13 protein-coding genes and 1 tRNA gene are annotated in these 15,312 nt (G+C 70.0%); 2 read left to right on the top strand and 12 right to left on the bottom strand.

What is annotated here, in order from left to right; genetic code table 11:
• The first annotated feature begins 244 nt into the window (after positions 1-244).
• A complete protein-coding gene (locus ABD912_RS10545; RefSeq protein WP_345150630.1) occupies positions 245-2,368 on the top strand; it encodes a TPM domain-containing protein in 2,124 nt (707 codons plus the stop codon).
• 95 nt (positions 2,369-2,463) lie between these two features.
• On the top strand, positions 2,464-3,201 hold the full coding sequence (locus ABD912_RS10540; protein ID WP_345150627.1) for a PspA/IM30 family protein: 738 nt from the start codon (positions 2,464-2,466) through the stop codon (positions 3,199-3,201).
• A 120-nt stretch (positions 3,202-3,321) separates the two neighbouring features.
• Here ABD912_RS10540 and ABD912_RS10535 read toward each other — a convergent pair.
• From ABD912_RS10535 to clpS, 12 genes are all read right to left on the bottom strand, one after another.
• Positions 3,322-3,395: transfer RNA gene (locus ABD912_RS10535), tRNA-Met, on the bottom strand.
• A 131-nt stretch (positions 3,396-3,526) separates the two neighbouring features.
• Positions 3,527-4,201, bottom strand: coding sequence for a DUF4190 domain-containing protein (locus ABD912_RS10530; protein ID WP_345150625.1), 675 nt, complete (start codon positions 4,199-4,201; stop codon positions 3,527-3,529).
• Positions 4,202-4,232: 31 nt separating this feature from the next.
• On the bottom strand, positions 4,233-8,198 hold the full coding sequence (locus ABD912_RS10525; protein WP_345150622.1) for a Pls/PosA family non-ribosomal peptide synthetase: 3,966 nt from the start codon (positions 8,196-8,198) through the stop codon (positions 4,233-4,235).
• 440 nt (positions 8,199-8,638) lie between these two features.
• Positions 8,639-9,082, bottom strand: coding sequence for a DUF4395 domain-containing protein (locus ABD912_RS10520; protein WP_345150620.1), 444 nt, complete (start codon positions 9,080-9,082; stop codon positions 8,639-8,641).
• 4 nt (positions 9,083-9,086) lie between these two features.
• On the bottom strand, positions 9,087-10,091 hold the full coding sequence (locus tag ABD912_RS10515) for a 3'-5' exonuclease (protein ID WP_345150619.1): 1,005 nt from the start codon (positions 10,089-10,091) through the stop codon (positions 9,087-9,089).
• A gap of 11 nt (positions 10,092-10,102) precedes the next feature.
• Positions 10,103-10,792, bottom strand: coding sequence for a DedA family protein (locus ABD912_RS10510; protein WP_345150617.1), 690 nt, complete (start codon positions 10,790-10,792; stop codon positions 10,103-10,105).
• A gap of 75 nt (positions 10,793-10,867) precedes the next feature.
• The gene (gene rdgB, locus ABD912_RS10505) at positions 10,868-11,530 is read right to left on the bottom strand and encodes an RdgB/HAM1 family non-canonical purine NTP pyrophosphatase (protein ID WP_345150615.1); all 663 of its coding nucleotides are present in this window, start codon (positions 11,528-11,530) and stop codon (positions 10,868-10,870) included.
• Positions 11,527-12,285 (bottom strand): ribonuclease PH, encoded by a 759-nt coding sequence (gene rph, locus ABD912_RS10500; RefSeq protein ID WP_345150612.1) that lies wholly within the window; start codon positions 12,283-12,285, stop codon positions 11,527-11,529. The genes rdgB and rph overlap by 4 nt, the downstream gene beginning before the upstream one ends.
• 131 nt (positions 12,286-12,416) lie before the next feature.
• Entirely contained in the window at positions 12,417-13,283 is an 867-nt protein-coding gene (locus tag ABD912_RS10495; RefSeq protein WP_345150611.1) for an MBL fold metallo-hydrolase, read from the bottom strand.
• A complete protein-coding gene (gene murI, locus ABD912_RS10490; RefSeq protein ID WP_345150610.1) occupies positions 13,280-14,287 on the bottom strand; it encodes a glutamate racemase in 1,008 nt (335 codons plus the stop codon). The genes ABD912_RS10495 and murI overlap by 4 nt, the downstream gene beginning before the upstream one ends.
• 77 nt (positions 14,288-14,364) lie before the next feature.
• The gene (locus tag ABD912_RS10485) at positions 14,365-14,934 is read right to left on the bottom strand and encodes a DUF2017 domain-containing protein (protein ID WP_345150609.1); all 570 of its coding nucleotides are present in this window, start codon (positions 14,932-14,934) and stop codon (positions 14,365-14,367) included.
• Between the two features lie 3 nt (positions 14,935-14,937).
• Entirely contained in the window at positions 14,938-15,243 is a 306-nt protein-coding gene (gene clpS, locus ABD912_RS10480) for an ATP-dependent Clp protease adapter ClpS (RefSeq protein ID WP_345150608.1), read from the bottom strand.
• Between the last annotated feature and the right edge of the window lie 69 nt (positions 15,244-15,312).

The following is a 15,312-nucleotide window of genomic DNA, read 5'->3' as shown; positions in this document are numbered from 1 at the left end:
CCTTTCTGGGGTTCCTCGCAACGCTACTATGCCAAGTCAGGCTGTGCCGAGCGCCAGCATTTCCTGAACGTTTGCTGTGGGACCGCCGAATATCCAGTGGACCTGCCCGGGGCCCGGCTCCAGCGCCCGCGCCTACGCGCCATCGGCGGTGGACGCGCCATCGGGGCGCCCATAGACTCGTGATCGACAGCCCCGCGCGCGGGCCGGACCGGCGCGGGTCGTCCACGATCCCGAAGGATGACGCATGGAATCCACAGTCCCGAGGCAGGCAGTCCCGAGACAGGCCAGGGCACGGAGAAGGTTCGTGCCCTGGCGGGCGGCCGCCGTTGCCGCGGCCCTGCTGCCCGCCGTCGTCTTCGCCCCCGCGGCGGCGGCGGATTCGCCCGTCACGATTCCCCCCGGGGAATTCGTGGTCGACCAGGCCGGGGTCCTGGGGTCGGACCGGGGCCAGGTGGAACAGGCCATCGAGGACCTGCGCGACAACGCGGGGCAGACGCTCTTCGTCATCTACGTGGACAGCTTCACCAACCCCAGCGACATGGACGCCTGGGTCGAAGAGGTCGCCCAGACCAAGGGCATGGGCAGCACGGACTCGGTGCTGGCCGTCGCCGTCGAAACCCGCCAGGCCCGGTTCAAGTCGGACAACGCGGGCCGCATCGCGCCCTTCGACGAGGAGATCTACCGCGAGTACATCCTGCCCAACCTTGCCGAGGACCGGTGGGCGGAGGCCGGCGTTCAGGCGGCCGCGGGCATCCAGGACGCCACCGACGGCAAGATCTCCGGCGGTTCCGGCTCGGGGTCCAACGGATCATCCGGGTCCGCTGCCCCCTGGATCATCGGCGGCGTCCTGGTCGCCGGCGGGGGTGCCACCGTCTGGGCGCTGAGCCGGCGGCGCACCCGGCAGCCGGTGGGCGCCGGCGTCGGCCACGGGCCCGGGCCCGGGCCCGCCGAGCCGGTCGATCCGCTCGCGGGGCTCTCCGTGGAGGAACTGCGCCAGCGCAGCGGAAGCCTGCTCGTCGCGGCGGACGACGCCATCCGTTCCAGCGAGCAGGAGCTCGGCTTCGCCCAGGCCCAGTACGGCGACGACGCCATCCGGCCATTCGCCGAGGACATCGCCGCCGCCAAGGCGCACATGAGCGAGTCCTTCAAGCTGCAGCAGCAGCTCGACGACCACATCCCGGACACCGAGGAAGAGCAGCGCACGTGGCTGGGCGACATCATCCACCGCTGCGAAGCCGTCAACGAGAGCCTCGAACGGCACCGGGCGGACTTCGAGCAGCTGCGCGAGCTCGAGCGCCGCGCCCCGCAGGCGATCGCCTCGCTCAAGGGGCAGGTCCCCGCGCTGCGTTCCCGCCTGGCCACCGCCGAGGGCACGTTCGCGGCCCTGGCCCAGGAATACGCCGAGTCCGCGCTGGCGCAGGTCCGCGACAACATCGCCCAGGCCGGCGACCGCCTGGACTTCGTCGGGACCGCCGTGGCGGACGCCGAATCCAAGCTGGCCGCGCAGCAGACCGCCGAGGCCGCCGTCGCCATCCGCGCCGGCGAAGAGGGCCTGCACCAGGCCGGCGTCCTGCTGGACGCGATCGACCGGGCCGGCAGCGGCCTGGCGGACACGCGGGAGGCCCTGGAGAGCGCCGTCTCCGCGGCGGCGCAGGACCTCGCCCAGGCGCAGGCGCAGGTCGCCAGCGGCCGGGACCCTGAGCTGTCCGGCCCGGTGGCCGCCCTGTCCCAGGCCCTGGCGGAGGTGGGCGCCCGGATCCGGGCGGGCCGGATCGACCCCGTGGAGCTGCTGCGCACCGTGGAACAGGCGCGGGCCCGCATCGAGGCCCCGCTGGCCGGGATCCGCGACCGCCAGGAACAGGCGCGGCGCGCCGCCGAGCAGCTCCACTCGGCGATCCGTTCGGCGCAGGCGCGCATCCAGGGCACCAACGACTTCATCCGGGCGCGGCGCGGGGGCGTGGGATCGCGGGCCCGCACCCGGCTGGCCGAGGCCCAGCGAAACCTCGACGAGGCGTTGCGCCTCTCCTCCAGCGACCCGGTCTCCGCCCTCCAGTACGCCAACCAGGCGATCCACCTGGCCGACCAGGCCGCCTCCGAGGCGGAGAACGACATCAACGGCTTCGGCGGCGGGGGCTTCGGCGGAGGCGGTTTCGGCGGAAATCGCGGCAGCGGCCTCGGCGGCGCCATCCTCGGCGGGATCCTGATCGATTCGATCCTGCACGGCGGCCACCACGGCGGCGGCGATGGCGGCCACGGCGGCGGATTCTTCGGCGGAGGAGGCTTCGGCGGCTTCGGCGGCGGGGGCGGCGGAGGAGGAGGCTTCGGTGGCGGCGGGTTCGACGGCGGAGGCGGCGGCGGAAACTTCTGACGCGCCCGGCGCCGAGGGCGGAACGGAAAAAGGCGTTGCGCCGGCCCGAGGGTCGGCGCGCGGATAGGCAACCCTAGTGAACTGGAAGGTGACCCATGGTAAAGCAGTCAATCTTTGGACGGATCGCTCAGCTGGCCAAGGCCAACGTCAACGCCATCATCGACTCGGCCGAGGACCCGCAGCTGATGCTGGACCAGATGGTCCGCGACTACACGGACAACATCGCTGAGGCCGAATCCGCCGTCGCCCAGACGATCGGCAACCTGCGCCTGCTGCAGGAGGACCACGCGGAGGACGTGCAGACCGCCGCGGACTGGGGCAACAAGGCACTGGCCGCTTCCCGCAAGGCCGACGAGTTCCGTGCCTCCGGCTCCACCGCCGACGCGGAGAAGTTCGACAACCTCGCCAAGGTCGCCATCCAGCGGCAGCTGCAGTCCGAGGGCGAGGCCAGGACCGTCGAGCCCACGATCGCCTCCCAGGAGGAGATCGTCGAGAAGCTCAAGAGCGGCCTCCAGGCGATGAAGTACAAGCGCCAGGAGCTGGTCTCCAAGCGGGACGAGCTCATCGCCCGCGCCAAGTCGGCGCAGGCGCAGTCCCAGGTCCAGGACGCCATCAAGAGCATCGACATCATGGATCCCACCAGCGAGGTCTCCCGCTTCGAGGAGAAGATCCGCCACGAGGAGGCCCGCGTGCGCGGCGCCAGCGAACTGGCCGCGTCCAGCCTCGACGCCCAATTCGAGTCGCTGGAGGACCTCGGCGAGCAGACGGAGATCGAGGCCCGGCTGGCCGCGCTCAAGTCCGGCGGCCAGGCGGCCCTGGGCAGCGGCTCCTAGCCGTACATCCAGCTTTGCGACCGGCCCCCTTCGGCGCGACGGAAGGGGGCCGGTCGCCGGATCCCGCGTTAAAGCACTCGAGGTCCGGCCGGAATTTCTTCCGGCCGGACCTCGATCTCGTTGCGGGGAGAGGATTTGAACCTCTGACCTCCGGGTTATGAGCCCGGCGAGCTACCGAACTGCTCCACCCCGCGTCGGCAAGACAAAACTATACAGACATCGGCGGGTATGTACAAATCGGCGGTCCGGTCGTATATTTCCGCCCTTCCAATCCCCCTCCGTTCGGTCCACCAGGGACCGGGCCCGGAGGGGGCGGGGCGGGTTGCTACTGCCCCGGTAACTGGTGCCAGAACTGCATGTTGCCGGTGACGCAGGAGACCTCTCCGGTGCCGGTATTCGTGGTGGCGGACGAGCCGTCCATGGAAACCTGGCAGCCCAGCGTTGCCGTGCCCTCGGAATCGACGGACAAGGAGGCGTAGGGCAGGCCGGTGAAGGAAACGTCCCTTTGCCAGTCGCCGTTGATCTCTTCCGTCACCGTCTCGGTTCCATTGAAGTACGCCACTGTGCCCGGCCGGTCCGAGGTCACGACGTAGCGAACGGTATGCGTTCCGATGATCTGGTTCGCGAAGTAGGCGACCATGATCGTGACGATGCCCGCAATGAGCATCCCTGCGGCGCCGAGCACGATGCCTGCAATGGCCAAAGCCTTCTTTTGCCTTTTCCGCAGGGCGATCACGCCGAAAACGATGGCGAGGGGGCCGGCCAGGAAGCTGAGGACGCCGATGACGGGAACGGAGGCCTCAAGGAACGAGATGGCGCCGATGACCAGCGCCGCGATGGCCAGCCCCATCGGCGGGGGCGCTCCCGCTGCATGGTCATGGCCGGTCAGGCCGGGATGCCGGGCCTGGAGATCCTGGACGGCTCCTTGGCTTTCCGGCACGGGGCGGTCGTGCGGATCCGTTGCGGCCGGGGTTTCGGGCCGGGACGATTGGTCGGACATGTCGAACCCTCCTAACGAGTGGTTTGCCTAGTCAATTCGATGCCGCGCTCAACTGCCGGCGAGCCGAGCGGTCCGCCATGAGGCGGGCCGGGTTGCCGCCGTAGATCCCGTTTTCCGGCACTTCCTCGCCTTTCATCAGGAAGGAATCCGCCTTCAGCGCGGAACCGTCGCCCATCACCACGCTGTAGTGGACGAATGCCTTGGTACCGATGGTGCAGTCGTTGCCGATGCTGATGGCGGCCAGCTTGAAGGCCCCGTCCTCCATCGAGTGGCACTGGACGCAGCTTTGGGCGTTGAGCGTGCAGTAATCGCCGATGGTGACCAGCGTCCGCTCCGGTATTTCGATGCCGTCGTCAAAGACCTTCTTGCCAATCTTCACCCCCAGCAGGCGCCAGATGAGCGGCTTGAAGGGAGTGCCGTTGAAGAGTTGGACCAGGCCTTCCGCACTGAGCTTCCAGAAGCGTTCGTGCCGCCAGAACTGCGGCTGGTAGATGGAGCAGAACATCGGGACCATGGGCTTGAAACCCAGCGACATGCGCTCCACCAGCGCGGCGACGGCAATGGCGTAACACAGCAGGACGGCGGCGGCGGCCATCACCGCCCAGGCACCGAACTGGAAGAGCAGGCCCAGGGCCACGGCCCCCACCACCAGGCCCACGTAGAAACCGATCCACCGGACAAGCAGGAACAGCGCCAGGGTCACCGCGTTATGCATGTTCTTCAGGGGAAGCCGTTCCCGCAGTTCCTCCTCCGACTTCATCTCATCGAAGGTGCTGTCGCGTTCCACCGAGCGGGGGATCTCGAAGGGCGGGGAGCCGAGCAGGCCGGTGTCCTCCCGCAGCGGGCCGTCGATGGGAACCATCACTTTGGTGCCAAAAAGGCAGTTGTTCCCCGTGCGGGCTCCCGGAGGATACGGGATGTCGTTGCCGAAGAAGCTGCTCGCCCCGAGGGATACCGGGGAAATGCGGAATGACGTGCTGGAATAGTCCGCATTGATGATCGAGAGGGCATCGGAGACCATGGTTCCGCTGCCCACCGTGCACAGCAGGGGGTTGTCCTGCTTGAGGGCGACGCCGAAGTTCGAGCCGGTCTGCACCAGGCCGGGCTGCTTGTACCCGATCAGGCCCAGGTAGTGCACGACCAGGGAACTGTCGCCCGAAACCCGCATGAAGAACTTGATGTTGGTCAGGCCCACGATCCACCGCTGGATGACGAAGCGGATGCCGAACAGCGGGTAGACCTTGCCGGGGGCCAGGAAGAGGTTGAGCAGCCGGGGAATGAGGGCCACCGCGACCAGGCCCGCGGCGAGGCCGGGAAAGAACACCGCCGCGGAGATGCCCAGGAGCTCGATGTACAGGGGCCACCGTGTTGCCGTCAGCAGGCCCGTGGACAGGAACGGCGGCAGGACCAGGGCCAGGGTGGCCATCGCCAGAGGCAGCACGATCGCGAACCGGGTGAAGACCGTCCAGAAGCCATAGAGCACCCGACGGCGCATGACTCCGTCCGTGACCGGTTCGACCGTCCGGTAGTTGGCCGACGCCGGCTGGGCCGGGGAGCCGTGCCAGCTCTGGCCGGCCGGTACCGACTGGCCCCGGTGCAGCGAGGAGGCATGCCCCAGTTGGGCTCCGTCCCCCATGGTCGTGTCGATCTCCAGAATGGTGTGTTCACAGATGAGGACGTTGCTGCCGATGGTCACCGGCCCGGTTTGGATCCGGCCTGAGACCGCCCGGTAGCAGGTGAATGACGAGTCCTTGGCGGCCATGGTCCACTCGCCGACGGTGAGCAGGTCCGTGCACACCGGCACCGCCGAGAAGAGGGTGACGCCCTTGCCGATCTTCGCTCCCAGGGCCCGCAGGTACAGGGAGAAGACCGGGGTGCCGGCGAACATCCGCAACGGATTGAGGTTCACGAGGTTCTTGATGAACCAGAAGCGGACATAGGCCATTCCCCAGATCGGGAACTCCTGGACCTTCCAGCGGCCGACGATGATCCACTTGAGCAGGATGGGGACGATGCTGAACACCAGGAAGGCGCCGATGCCGAACACGATGGATTTCTCAATCACAATGACGGGGTAGGCGTCCTCGATGATCCAGAAGAAGGCACCGATCACCAGGGAGATCATGACGTAGCTGTAGCCGGCCGCGATCAGCAGTTGAACGGCCCCGCAGAGCACGTGCCGCGCCGTCGAAACCCGGTACGCCGGCACGGTCTCGGCCGGTGCCTCCTCGGCCGGCGCCTCGAGCGCGCGCGCGTCCAGCACGGTGGCGAGCGCCTCGATGGTCGGCGAGAGGTAGATGTCACGCATGGCCGGCGGTTCCGGGAAGCCGGATTTGCGCAGCTGGGCCGAGAAGTTGGCCATCAGCAGCGAGTTGGCTCCGAGGTCCGTGAAAAAGTGCGCGGTGGCCGAGACCTTCGCCACGCCCAGCACGGATCCCAGGCATTGGGCGAGCAGTTCTTCGGTGGGCGTGGCCGGGGCGGTGAACTCCCCGCCTTCGCTGCCGGTGATGCGGGAGCGGGTGGGAACCGGGAGGTTCTTGCGGTCGGCCTTGTCGCTGGGCAGCATCGGGATCTTGTCCAGCTGCTCCAGGTAGGCCGGCACCATGTAGGCCGGCAACCGTTCGCGCAGGTGTTCGCGCAGGTCACGCGGGTCGGGGTCGACGGCTCCATGGCGCAGGGTGTACCAGGCGGCCAGCTCGACCACGCCGGGTGCCGGCTGGTGGGTGTCCACCACGGCCTGGGCGATGGCCGGGTGCTGGAGCAGGACGGATTCGATCTCGGTCAGTTCGATGCGGTAGCCGCGGATCTTCACCTGGGTGTCGATCCGGCCCAGGTATTCGATGGTGCCGTCCTGGGTGAACCGGCCCAGGTCGCCGGTGCGGTAGATGCGCCCCGAGGGATTGTGGGGGATGCCGAGGAAGTCGGGGATGAAGGCCTTGGCGGTCTGTTCGTCCCGGTTGACGTAGCCGCGGGCCAGGCCGATGCCGGCGATGCCGATCTCGCCCGTCTCGCCCGGGGGCAGGGCCCGGGCCTCGTCAGTGTCCAGGATGACGGCGGTATAGGACGGCAGCGGCGTCCCGAGGGTCACCGGCTTGTCCGGGTGCACCACGTCCCAAGTGGCGGTGACGGTGGCCTCGGTGGGTCCGTAGACGTTCAGGAAGCGCCGCCCCGGGCGGTGCCAGCGGGCAACGAGGTCGCGCGGGCACGCTTCGCCGGAGACCAGCAGGAAGCGCAGGTCCGGCAGGTCCTCGTCGAGCGTGGCCAGCAGGGTGGGCACGCAGCACATGGCGGTGATCTTCATCTCGCGCAGGAACTGGCCCAGGTCCATGCCCAGCAGGCTGGTGCCGGCCGGTTTGGGCACCAGGGTGGCCCCGACCATCCAGGGCACCCAGATCTCCTCCATCGAAAAGTCGAAGGCGATGGTCATGCCCTGGTAGACACGGTCACTTGCCCGGTAGCCGTAGGTCTCGGCCGCGACCTGCACGAAGTTGCAGATGCTCGGGTGCTCCACGGCCACGCCCTTGGGACGGCCGGTGGAACCTGAGGTGTAGATGATGTAGGCCAGCTCGTCGGGGCCGCCGTCGCTGTCGGCGGTCACCGAAAGCCGCGCCGGGTCCTGGCCGGCGACCTGTGCGTCCTCCTCGTCCAGGCAGACGACCCGCGCCCCGGTGCCGGCAACCCGGTTGCGCAGTCCCGAGAGGGTGAGGACGAAGCCGGCACCGGCGTCGGAAACGATGTACGCCAGCCGGTCATCGGGAAAGCCCGGGTCCAGCGGCACGAACGCGGCCCGGGCCTTCAACACGGCCAGCAGCGCGACGTAGGAACGCACCGGCTGGTCGAAGAGCAGGGCCACCCGGTCCCCCGGACGCACCCCGCACGCGGCCAGGTATCTGGCCAGCCGGTTCGCCCGCATATCCAACTGCCCGTACGTCAGTGAGATTTCCGGACCGTCCACCGCCAGCCGATCCGCCAGCGCATCGCACCGCAGCTCGAACAAGCCCTCCAGCCGTTGCCCCGCACGCCACCGCACCCCGGCCGGGACCCCCGGCAGCAGTACCCCGACCGGAGCCGCCGGCCCGTCCGCCGGCCCATCTGCGGGCCATGCCAGCCGATGGCGCCCTCCGCCGCCCGGTCCCGGCCTCGTGGCAGGCATCCGTAGGTTCGACTGGTGCCGGCCCCGCCGTCCTGCCGGCGCGCTCATGTCCACGCCCCCGTTTGGATCCGGGCCACCCATTCCGGTGCGCAGCCGATTGCCTCATGTCGTGCGGTCATGGCGGTCCCCTTACCCCCAACGGTGCCGGCCACGGGTGGCCGCACCTGCCCCAACTAGATGTGTGCGAGATTTCCAACCAGGTGTTTGCGAATGCTCCCTGCCATTGGAAGCCATCGGGCGTTAAGGAAGTGTTATTCCTGTGTTATTGCTGTGTTGTGGCTGTGTTAACGAGCGGCGGCCCGGAACCGGGCAAAGATCGCGCAGCCGAGGCAGAACCCCGCGAAGGCCTCCAGTGCGGCGGCCGCCAGCAGCGCGGCCAGGGTCACCCACGCGGCGGTCTCCAGCCCCGCCGTGAACAGCACCGCGGCCGCCAGACTCACCACCAGGCCCACGCCCTGGGCGAAGCGCTTGGGCGGACCGGGCACCAGCCGCGTGCGGCCCAGCCGGGGAGCGATCACCCGGGTGGCCAACAGCGCGAGCGGGGAGAACCGCGGCCCCCACAGCACCCGCAGCAGGAAGCCGAACGCCAGCACCCACAGCAGCCACCCCGCCCCGGTGGCGGCGATGGCCAGGCCGAAGACCAGGACCAGGGCCGCGGTGAGGCGCGCCGCGTATTCGTTCACGGGGTTGGGGAAGGCGAAGAACCGCCCCAGGGCGGGGGCGCCCATCGGGCTAGAGGCCCTGCGGCCAGGATCCCCCGACCATCTGGAGGAACTCCCCCTCGGAGAGGATGGAGATCGGCGTCCCGGTCTCCTGCATGCGCAGCACGCGCTGGGCCTTGGCGGTCAGGCGCCCGGTGCGCAGGTCGGCTGCGGCGAAGCCGTCGCCGACCACCAGGACCGTGGTGGAGCGGGTGACGCGACTGGCCGTGTGGGCTCCCGCGTTGGCCGCCCGGTTCTTGGCGTCCTGGCGGCTGATGGCCAGGTTGCCGGTGAACACCACCAGCTCCCCGAACAGCGGATGGGCCGGGTCGGCTTCCGGGTTGGGGTCGGGGTTCTCCCCCTCCTGCGGCCACAGGGCCCAGTCCTGCCGTGCCGGCACCTGGTGCCCGGCGCTGCGCCAGCCCTTCGCGCCCGCCGTCGCCTTGGACAGCGGGTCCCCGGGGGTGTAGGCCGGGGCGTGGCCGAGGGCCACGCCCAGCTCGGCGGCGACGGCCGCCACCGATCCGCCCCCGTGCCGGCGGCCCAGGTCGATCATGATCCCCGCGCAGGCGCGCGCGTCAGCTCCGGCGTCGTGGTGGTTTTCCAGCGGCGAACCCGCCGCCTCGGCCACGAACGGCAGCGAGTAGGAGGGCAGCGAATAGCTCTTGCGGGACAGCTTCACGGTGCAGGCGAACTCGTAGGCCGGACCGGACAGCTCGGAGACCTCCAGGGCGGAGCGGATCACGCCCAGGTCGAAGGCCGCGTTGTGCGCCACCAGGGTGTCCGTGCCGATGAATCCGGCGATCTGGCCGAACACCTCCCCGAAGCGCGGGGAAGCGGCCACCGCCTCGGGGGTGATGCCGTGGATCTGCACGTTGCGCGGGTCGAAGTGGTCGTAGCCCTCCGGCGGGCGCATGAGCCAGTACCCCTCCTCGACGATCCGCCCGTCGCGGACCCGGGTGAGGCCGACGCTGCAGGCGGAGCCGCGGAATCCGTTGGCCGTCTCGAAGTCGATCGCGGTGAAGTCGTATGCCATGCCCGCGGCGCTCACTCGGGGGAAACGTGGGCGGCGCGCTTGGCGCGGGCCTTGCGGATCTTGTTGAAGACGAAGAACGCCAGGTAGAGCACCACGGCAACGATGACGATCTTCTGGAAGACGCCGACGTACTCCTCCACGAGGTGCCAGCTCTCGCCCAGGTAGAAGCCGGCCAGCACGAAGATCGAGTTCCAGATCAGGCTGCCCAGGCTGGTGAGTCCGATGAACTTCCACTGGGGCATGGCGGTGACGCCAGCCGGGATGGAGATCAGGCTGCGGAAGATGGGGATCATGCGGCCGAAGAACACGGCCTTGGCGCCGTGGCGGTCGAACCAGGACTCCACCTTGTCCACGTCGTTGACGTCGACCAGCGGCAGCTTCGCGAACAGCCACCGGGTGCGTTCGCGGCCCAGCGCCCGGCCCACCCAATACAGCGCGACGGCGCCGAGGATCGACCCCAGGGTGGTCCAGAACAGCGCCTCGAAAAGGGTGAACGAGCCGCGGCTGGCGGTGAAGCCGGCCAGCGGCAGGATGACCTCGGACGGCAGCGGCGGGAACAGGTTCTCCAGCGCGATCGCCAGTCCGGCGCCCGGGGCGCCGATGACCTCCATCAGCCCCACCGCCCAGTCCGCGAGGTCGGTGAGGAAGCCGCCCGATGCGGCAGGGTCCTGGGCAGCTTGGGTCATGATCGTCGTATTCATCACCATCCAGTGTGCCCTACCCGGCTGGAGGTTGGCCGCACGGCCTGAGGGCGTGTGGCCAACGACTCACGCCGGCTACCCGGCCTCGGGCCGGTCGTCGGTGTCCTCCGGCGCCGCGGCTCCCAGGGCGGCGACAATGTGCGGCAGCAGCGCCCGGAACGCCTGGCCGCGGTGGCTGATGGCGTTCTTTTCCTCCGAGGTGAGCTCGGCGCAGCTGACGTCCAGTCCGGCCGGCCGCAGGATCGGGTCGTAGCCGAAGCCGCCGCTGCCCCGCGGCGCGGTCAACAGGGTGCCCTCGAGGCGGCCGGATTCGACGTGCTCCGTGCCGCCCGGCACGGCCAGTGCCGCGGCGCAGACGAACGCCGCCCCGCGGTGCTCCTCGCCGATGTCGGAGAGCTGGTCCAGCAGCAGCTGCAGGTTGGCGGCGTCGTTGCCGTGGGTCCCGGCCCAGCGGGCGGAGAAGATCCCGGGCGCGCCGCCAAGGACGTCCACGGCCAGGCCGGAGTCATCGGCAATGGCGACCAGCCCGGTGGCCTCGGCCACGGCGCGAGCCTTGAGCAGCGAGTTCTCGGCGAAGGTCTTCCCGGTTTCGGCGACGTCCGGGGCGCCTGCGGACTCGGCGTCGATGACCTGGGTGTCCACGTCCAGACCGGGGACCTGCCCGCGCAGCAGGTCGCGCAGCTCGCGCAGCTTGCCTTGGTTGCGGGTGGCCAGTACCAGCACGGGGGCGCCGCTCATGCCGTCTCCGCCAGCGTCTCGCGCTGGATGCGGGACAGTTCCGCGGTCCCGGCCAGGGCCAGGTCCAGCAGTGCGTTGAGTTCGTCGCGGTCGAAGGGCGCGCCCTCGGCGGTGCCCTGCACCTCGACAAACTGTCCGCTGCCGGTAACCACGACGTTCATGTCGGTCTCGGCGCGCACGTCCTCGACGTAGGGCAGGTCCAGCATCGGGACGCCGTCGATGATGCCCACGCTCACGGCGGCGACGGTGTCCTTGAGCACCTGCGCGTTGGCCTTGACGATCTTCTTCGCCCGGGCCCACCGGATCGACTCGGCCAGGGCGACATAGGCGCCGGTGATGGCGGCGGTGCGGGTGCCGCCGTCGGCCTGCAGGACGTCGCAGTCCAGCACGATCGTGTTCTCGCCCAGGGCCTTGGTGTCGATGATGGAGCGCAGCGAGCGGCCGATCAGCCGGGAGATCTCGTGGGTGCGCCCGCCCACCTTGCCCTTGACCGACTCGCGGTCGGAGCGGGTGTTGGTGGCGCGCGGGAGCATCGCGTACTCGGCGGTCACCCAGCCGCGGCCCTCGCCCTTGAGCCAGCGCGGCACGCCCTCGGTGAAGGAGGCGGTACACAGCACACGGGTGTTGCCGAACTCGATCAGCGCGGAGCCTTCGGCCTGGGCGGACCAGCCGCGGGTGATGCTGATGGGACGCAACTGGTCGGGGGTGCGCCCGTCGGCACGCACGGCGGAGGAAGGAACGGATTGCTGAGTCATGGACCCAAGTCTAGGCGCCGAGGGGCCCCGGCCGAGCGCAGCGAGGTTGGGGAGGCGCCGACGACGCTTTGGGGCGCCGGCCGAGCGCAGCGAGGTTGGGGAGGCGCCGACGACGCTTTGGGGCGCCGAGGCTAGGTGCCCGGCGGATTGGGGACGGCCCGGACGGACCCGGTCTTCGGATCGCCCAGCCGGTCCCCCGTCCACACGCCGTAGGTCACCCCGGAGACCGCCACGGCGATCGAGCCGTCGTAGACCTCCTTGGCCTCGTCGACGACGGTGTTAATGTCCGTCCAGACCGGGATGTGCGTCAGCAGCAGGCGCCGCGCGGCCGCCTCGGTGGCCATCTGGCCGGCCCGCTTGCCGGTCAGGTGCACGCCGTCGATGGCGTCGTCGCGGCCCTCCTCGAACGCCGCCTCGCAGAGGAACATGTCCGCTTCGCGGGCGGACTCGACCAGCTCCGCGCAGGTGTCCGTGTCGCCGGAGTACGCCAGCACCGAGGTGCGGATGCTGCCGTCGGCCAGCGGCTCGGTCGCCTCCACGCGCAGGGCGTAGGCCTCCTCGATGGGGTGGCGCACCGGGTAGGGGGTGATGGTGAAGGGGCCGATCCGGACCGGCTCACGCGGCGTCCAGGAACGGAAGTCGAAGTCCTCGTGCATGCCCGGGTCCAGCGGCAGCCCGTAGGCGGTGGCGATCCGGTCCGCGGTCGCGGCCGGGCCCCACACCAGCATGCGGTCGCGGCCCCATCCGGCAGGATCCCAGTGGATGGCCACGTGCAGGCCGCACAGGTCCATGCAATGGTCCGGGTGCAGGTGGGACACGAAGATGCCGTCGAGGTCCTTGATGTCGGCGTAGCGCTGCAGGACGCCCAGGGCACCGCTGCCCAGGTCCAGCAGGATCCGCCACGGCCGCTCGCCGTCGTGCGCCGTCACCAGGTAGCAGGAGGCGGGTGAGCCGGGCCCCGGAAACGATCCGGTGCAGCCGATGATGGTCAGCTTCATGCGAGTCCTCCCGGGACGCTGGCGGCGCTGTCCGAGCGCGGGCTGAAGGGCGGGTCCGCGGGCCGCGGGCCGCCGCTGCGGGCCTTGGCCCGGGCGATCATCTCGGGGGTGACGCGCGCCAGGGACCCGGTGGGATAGCGGGCGGACACGTGGTCGACCTGCTCGACGCCGAGCACCTCGGGGCCCAGGAAGCGGCGGGCGAGCACCTCGAACGAGGCGGCGTCCCCGGTGGCCATGAAGTGGTGGGTGGGCTCGGTCCCGCCGGGACGGGACAGGCCGTTGCGCAGCAGGGCCCCGTAGACGTCCTTGGCCGTCTCCTCGGCGCTGGAGACCAGGGTGACGCCGTCGCCCATCACGTAGGAGATGATGCCGGTGAGCAGCGGGTAGTGGGTGCAGCCCAGGACCAGGGTGTCCACGCCGGCGCGCTTGAGCGGGGCCAGGTACTCCTCGGCGGTCTCCAGCAGTTCCGGCCCGGTGGTGATGCCCTGCTCGACGAACTCGACGAAGCGTGGGCAGGCCGCGGAGGCGATCTCCAGGTGGGGCGCGGCGGCGAAGGCGTCGTCGTAGGCGCGCGAGCCGACGGTGGCGAGGGTGCCGATCACGCCGACCCTGCCGTTGCGGGTGGCGGCGACGGCGCGGCGCACGGCCGGCTGGATCACTTCCACCACGGGGATGCCGTAGCGGGCGGTGTAGCGTTCGCGGGCGTCGCGCAGCACCGCCGCGGAGGCCGAGTTGCAGGCGATGACCAGCAGCTTCACGCCGGAATCGACGAGTTCGTCCATCACGCCCAGCGCGTTGGCGCGGACTTCGGCGATCGGAAGCGGGCCGTAGGGCCCGTTGGCGGTGTCGCCGACGTAGAGCGTGGACTCGGAGGGGAGCTGGTCGATGATCGCACGCGAGACGGTGAGGCCGCCGACGCCGGAATCGAAGATTCCCAGGGGCGCCGCGGCACGCGGCGAAGTCGCCGTCTCCGCGGTGGGGCGCGGGCCGGAAGCAGTAGTCATGGTCTACCGAGAATACTGCGTCGCGGCCGCCCCGCCGTACATGGCGTCCCGGGGGGCGGCCGTGTCCGGGACCGCGCTCACAGGGTCTGCAGCAGGGCCTGCATCAGGGATTCCTGCAGCCAGGTGACGAAGTTGTAGACCAGCGCCAGGTACTCCTCGACGGTGTCCGCCCCGCTCCAGTCGTCGATGTCGTGGATGCGCTCGGCATCGTCCTCGGTTTCCAGGCCCAGCCGTTCGGCCAGGACCAGGCGCACGTCGTTCAGGGCCGCGGCGAACTGCGCGGCGGCCGGCGGGGACAGCAGCAGCGGCGAGGTTTCGACGGCAAGCGCGGCGGCGCGCAGGCCCCCAACCTTGCGTTCGCGCAGCCCGCGTTCGGTGAGCCGGCGGAACTCCAGGGAGGCGTCGGCGTCGCCCTGGACAGCATCGGGCAGCAGGCGCAGTTCGGCGCGGTCGCGCGGGACCGGGAAGTGCTCGGCATGGGCGTTGGGGTCCATGCCCACGAGGGCCCAGAGCGGGTCCTCGTCGTCGGTGCGCTCGGGCTCCAGCAGGGTGACGATGTCCTGGAAGAGGCCGCGCAGCAGGTCGCGCTCGGCCTTCTCCAGTTCGCAGGTGATGCCGCGGCGGGTGTTCTTGAATGCCTTTGCCACGGTTCAGGCCTGGTCCGCCCGCTGGAAGGTGGCCCAGAGGCCGTAGCCGTGCATGGCCGCGACGTCAGCCTCGATCTTTTCCCGGGTGCCCGTGGACACCACGGAGCGGCCCTGGTGGTGGACCTCGAGCATCAGCTCGTTCGCCTTGGCCTCGCTGTAGCCGAAGTGGCTGCGGAAGACGAAGCTGACGTAGCTCATGAGGTTGACCGGGTCGTTCCAGACGATCAGGACGTAGGGGGTCTCGGTCAGGGTCGCCCCCTCCGTCTCCGGGCGGGGCAGGACATCGGTCCGCGCGGTCGCAATTGGCATGCCCCCATTCTACGTCCGCGGCGGGTTCCGGCGAGGCGCCGGATCCCGCGGGCGCCCCGGATAGAGTGT

This window comes from Arthrobacter ginkgonis, from assembly GCF_039540195.1.
GTDB classification, from domain to species: domain Bacteria; phylum Actinomycetota; class Actinomycetes; order Actinomycetales; family Micrococcaceae; genus Zafaria; species Zafaria ginkgonis.
The sequence above is the reverse complement of the archived record's forward strand: the minus strand, read 5'-3'. Positions and strand labels throughout refer to the sequence as shown.

Bases quoted from the DNA above. Each gene is read 5' to 3' on its own strand.
- clpS (WP_345150608.1), bottom strand. From the start codon at position 15,243: ATGCCAATTGCGACCGCGCGGACCGATGTCCTGCCCCGCCCGGAGACG.
- murI (WP_345150610.1), bottom strand. From the start codon at position 14,287: ATGACTACTGCTTCCGGCCCGCGCCCCACCGCGGAGACGGCGACTTCG.
- ABD912_RS10520 (WP_345150620.1), bottom strand. From the start codon at position 9,082: ATGGGCGCCCCCGCCCTGGGGCGGTTCTTCGCCTTCCCCAACCCCGTG.
- ABD912_RS10540 (WP_345150627.1), top strand. From the start codon at position 2,464: ATGGTAAAGCAGTCAATCTTTGGACGGATCGCTCAGCTGGCCAAGGCC.
- ABD912_RS10530 (WP_345150625.1), bottom strand. From the start codon at position 4,201: ATGTCCGACCAATCGTCCCGGCCCGAAACCCCGGCCGCAACGGATCCG.
- ABD912_RS10510 (WP_345150617.1), bottom strand. From the start codon at position 10,792: ATGAATACGACGATCATGACCCAAGCTGCCCAGGACCCTGCCGCATCG.
- ABD912_RS10515 (WP_345150619.1), bottom strand. From the start codon at position 10,091: ATGGCATACGACTTCACCGCGATCGACTTCGAGACGGCCAACGGATTC.
- ABD912_RS10495 (WP_345150611.1), bottom strand. From the start codon at position 13,283: ATGAAGCTGACCATCATCGGCTGCACCGGATCGTTTCCGGGGCCCGGC.
- ABD912_RS10545 (WP_345150630.1), top strand. From the start codon at position 245: ATGGAATCCACAGTCCCGAGGCAGGCAGTCCCGAGACAGGCCAGGGCA.
- rph (WP_345150612.1), bottom strand. From the start codon at position 12,285: ATGACTCAGCAATCCGTTCCTTCCTCCGCCGTGCGTGCCGACGGGCGC.
- rdgB (WP_345150615.1), bottom strand. From the start codon at position 11,530: ATGAGCGGCGCCCCCGTGCTGGTACTGGCCACCCGCAACCAAGGCAAG.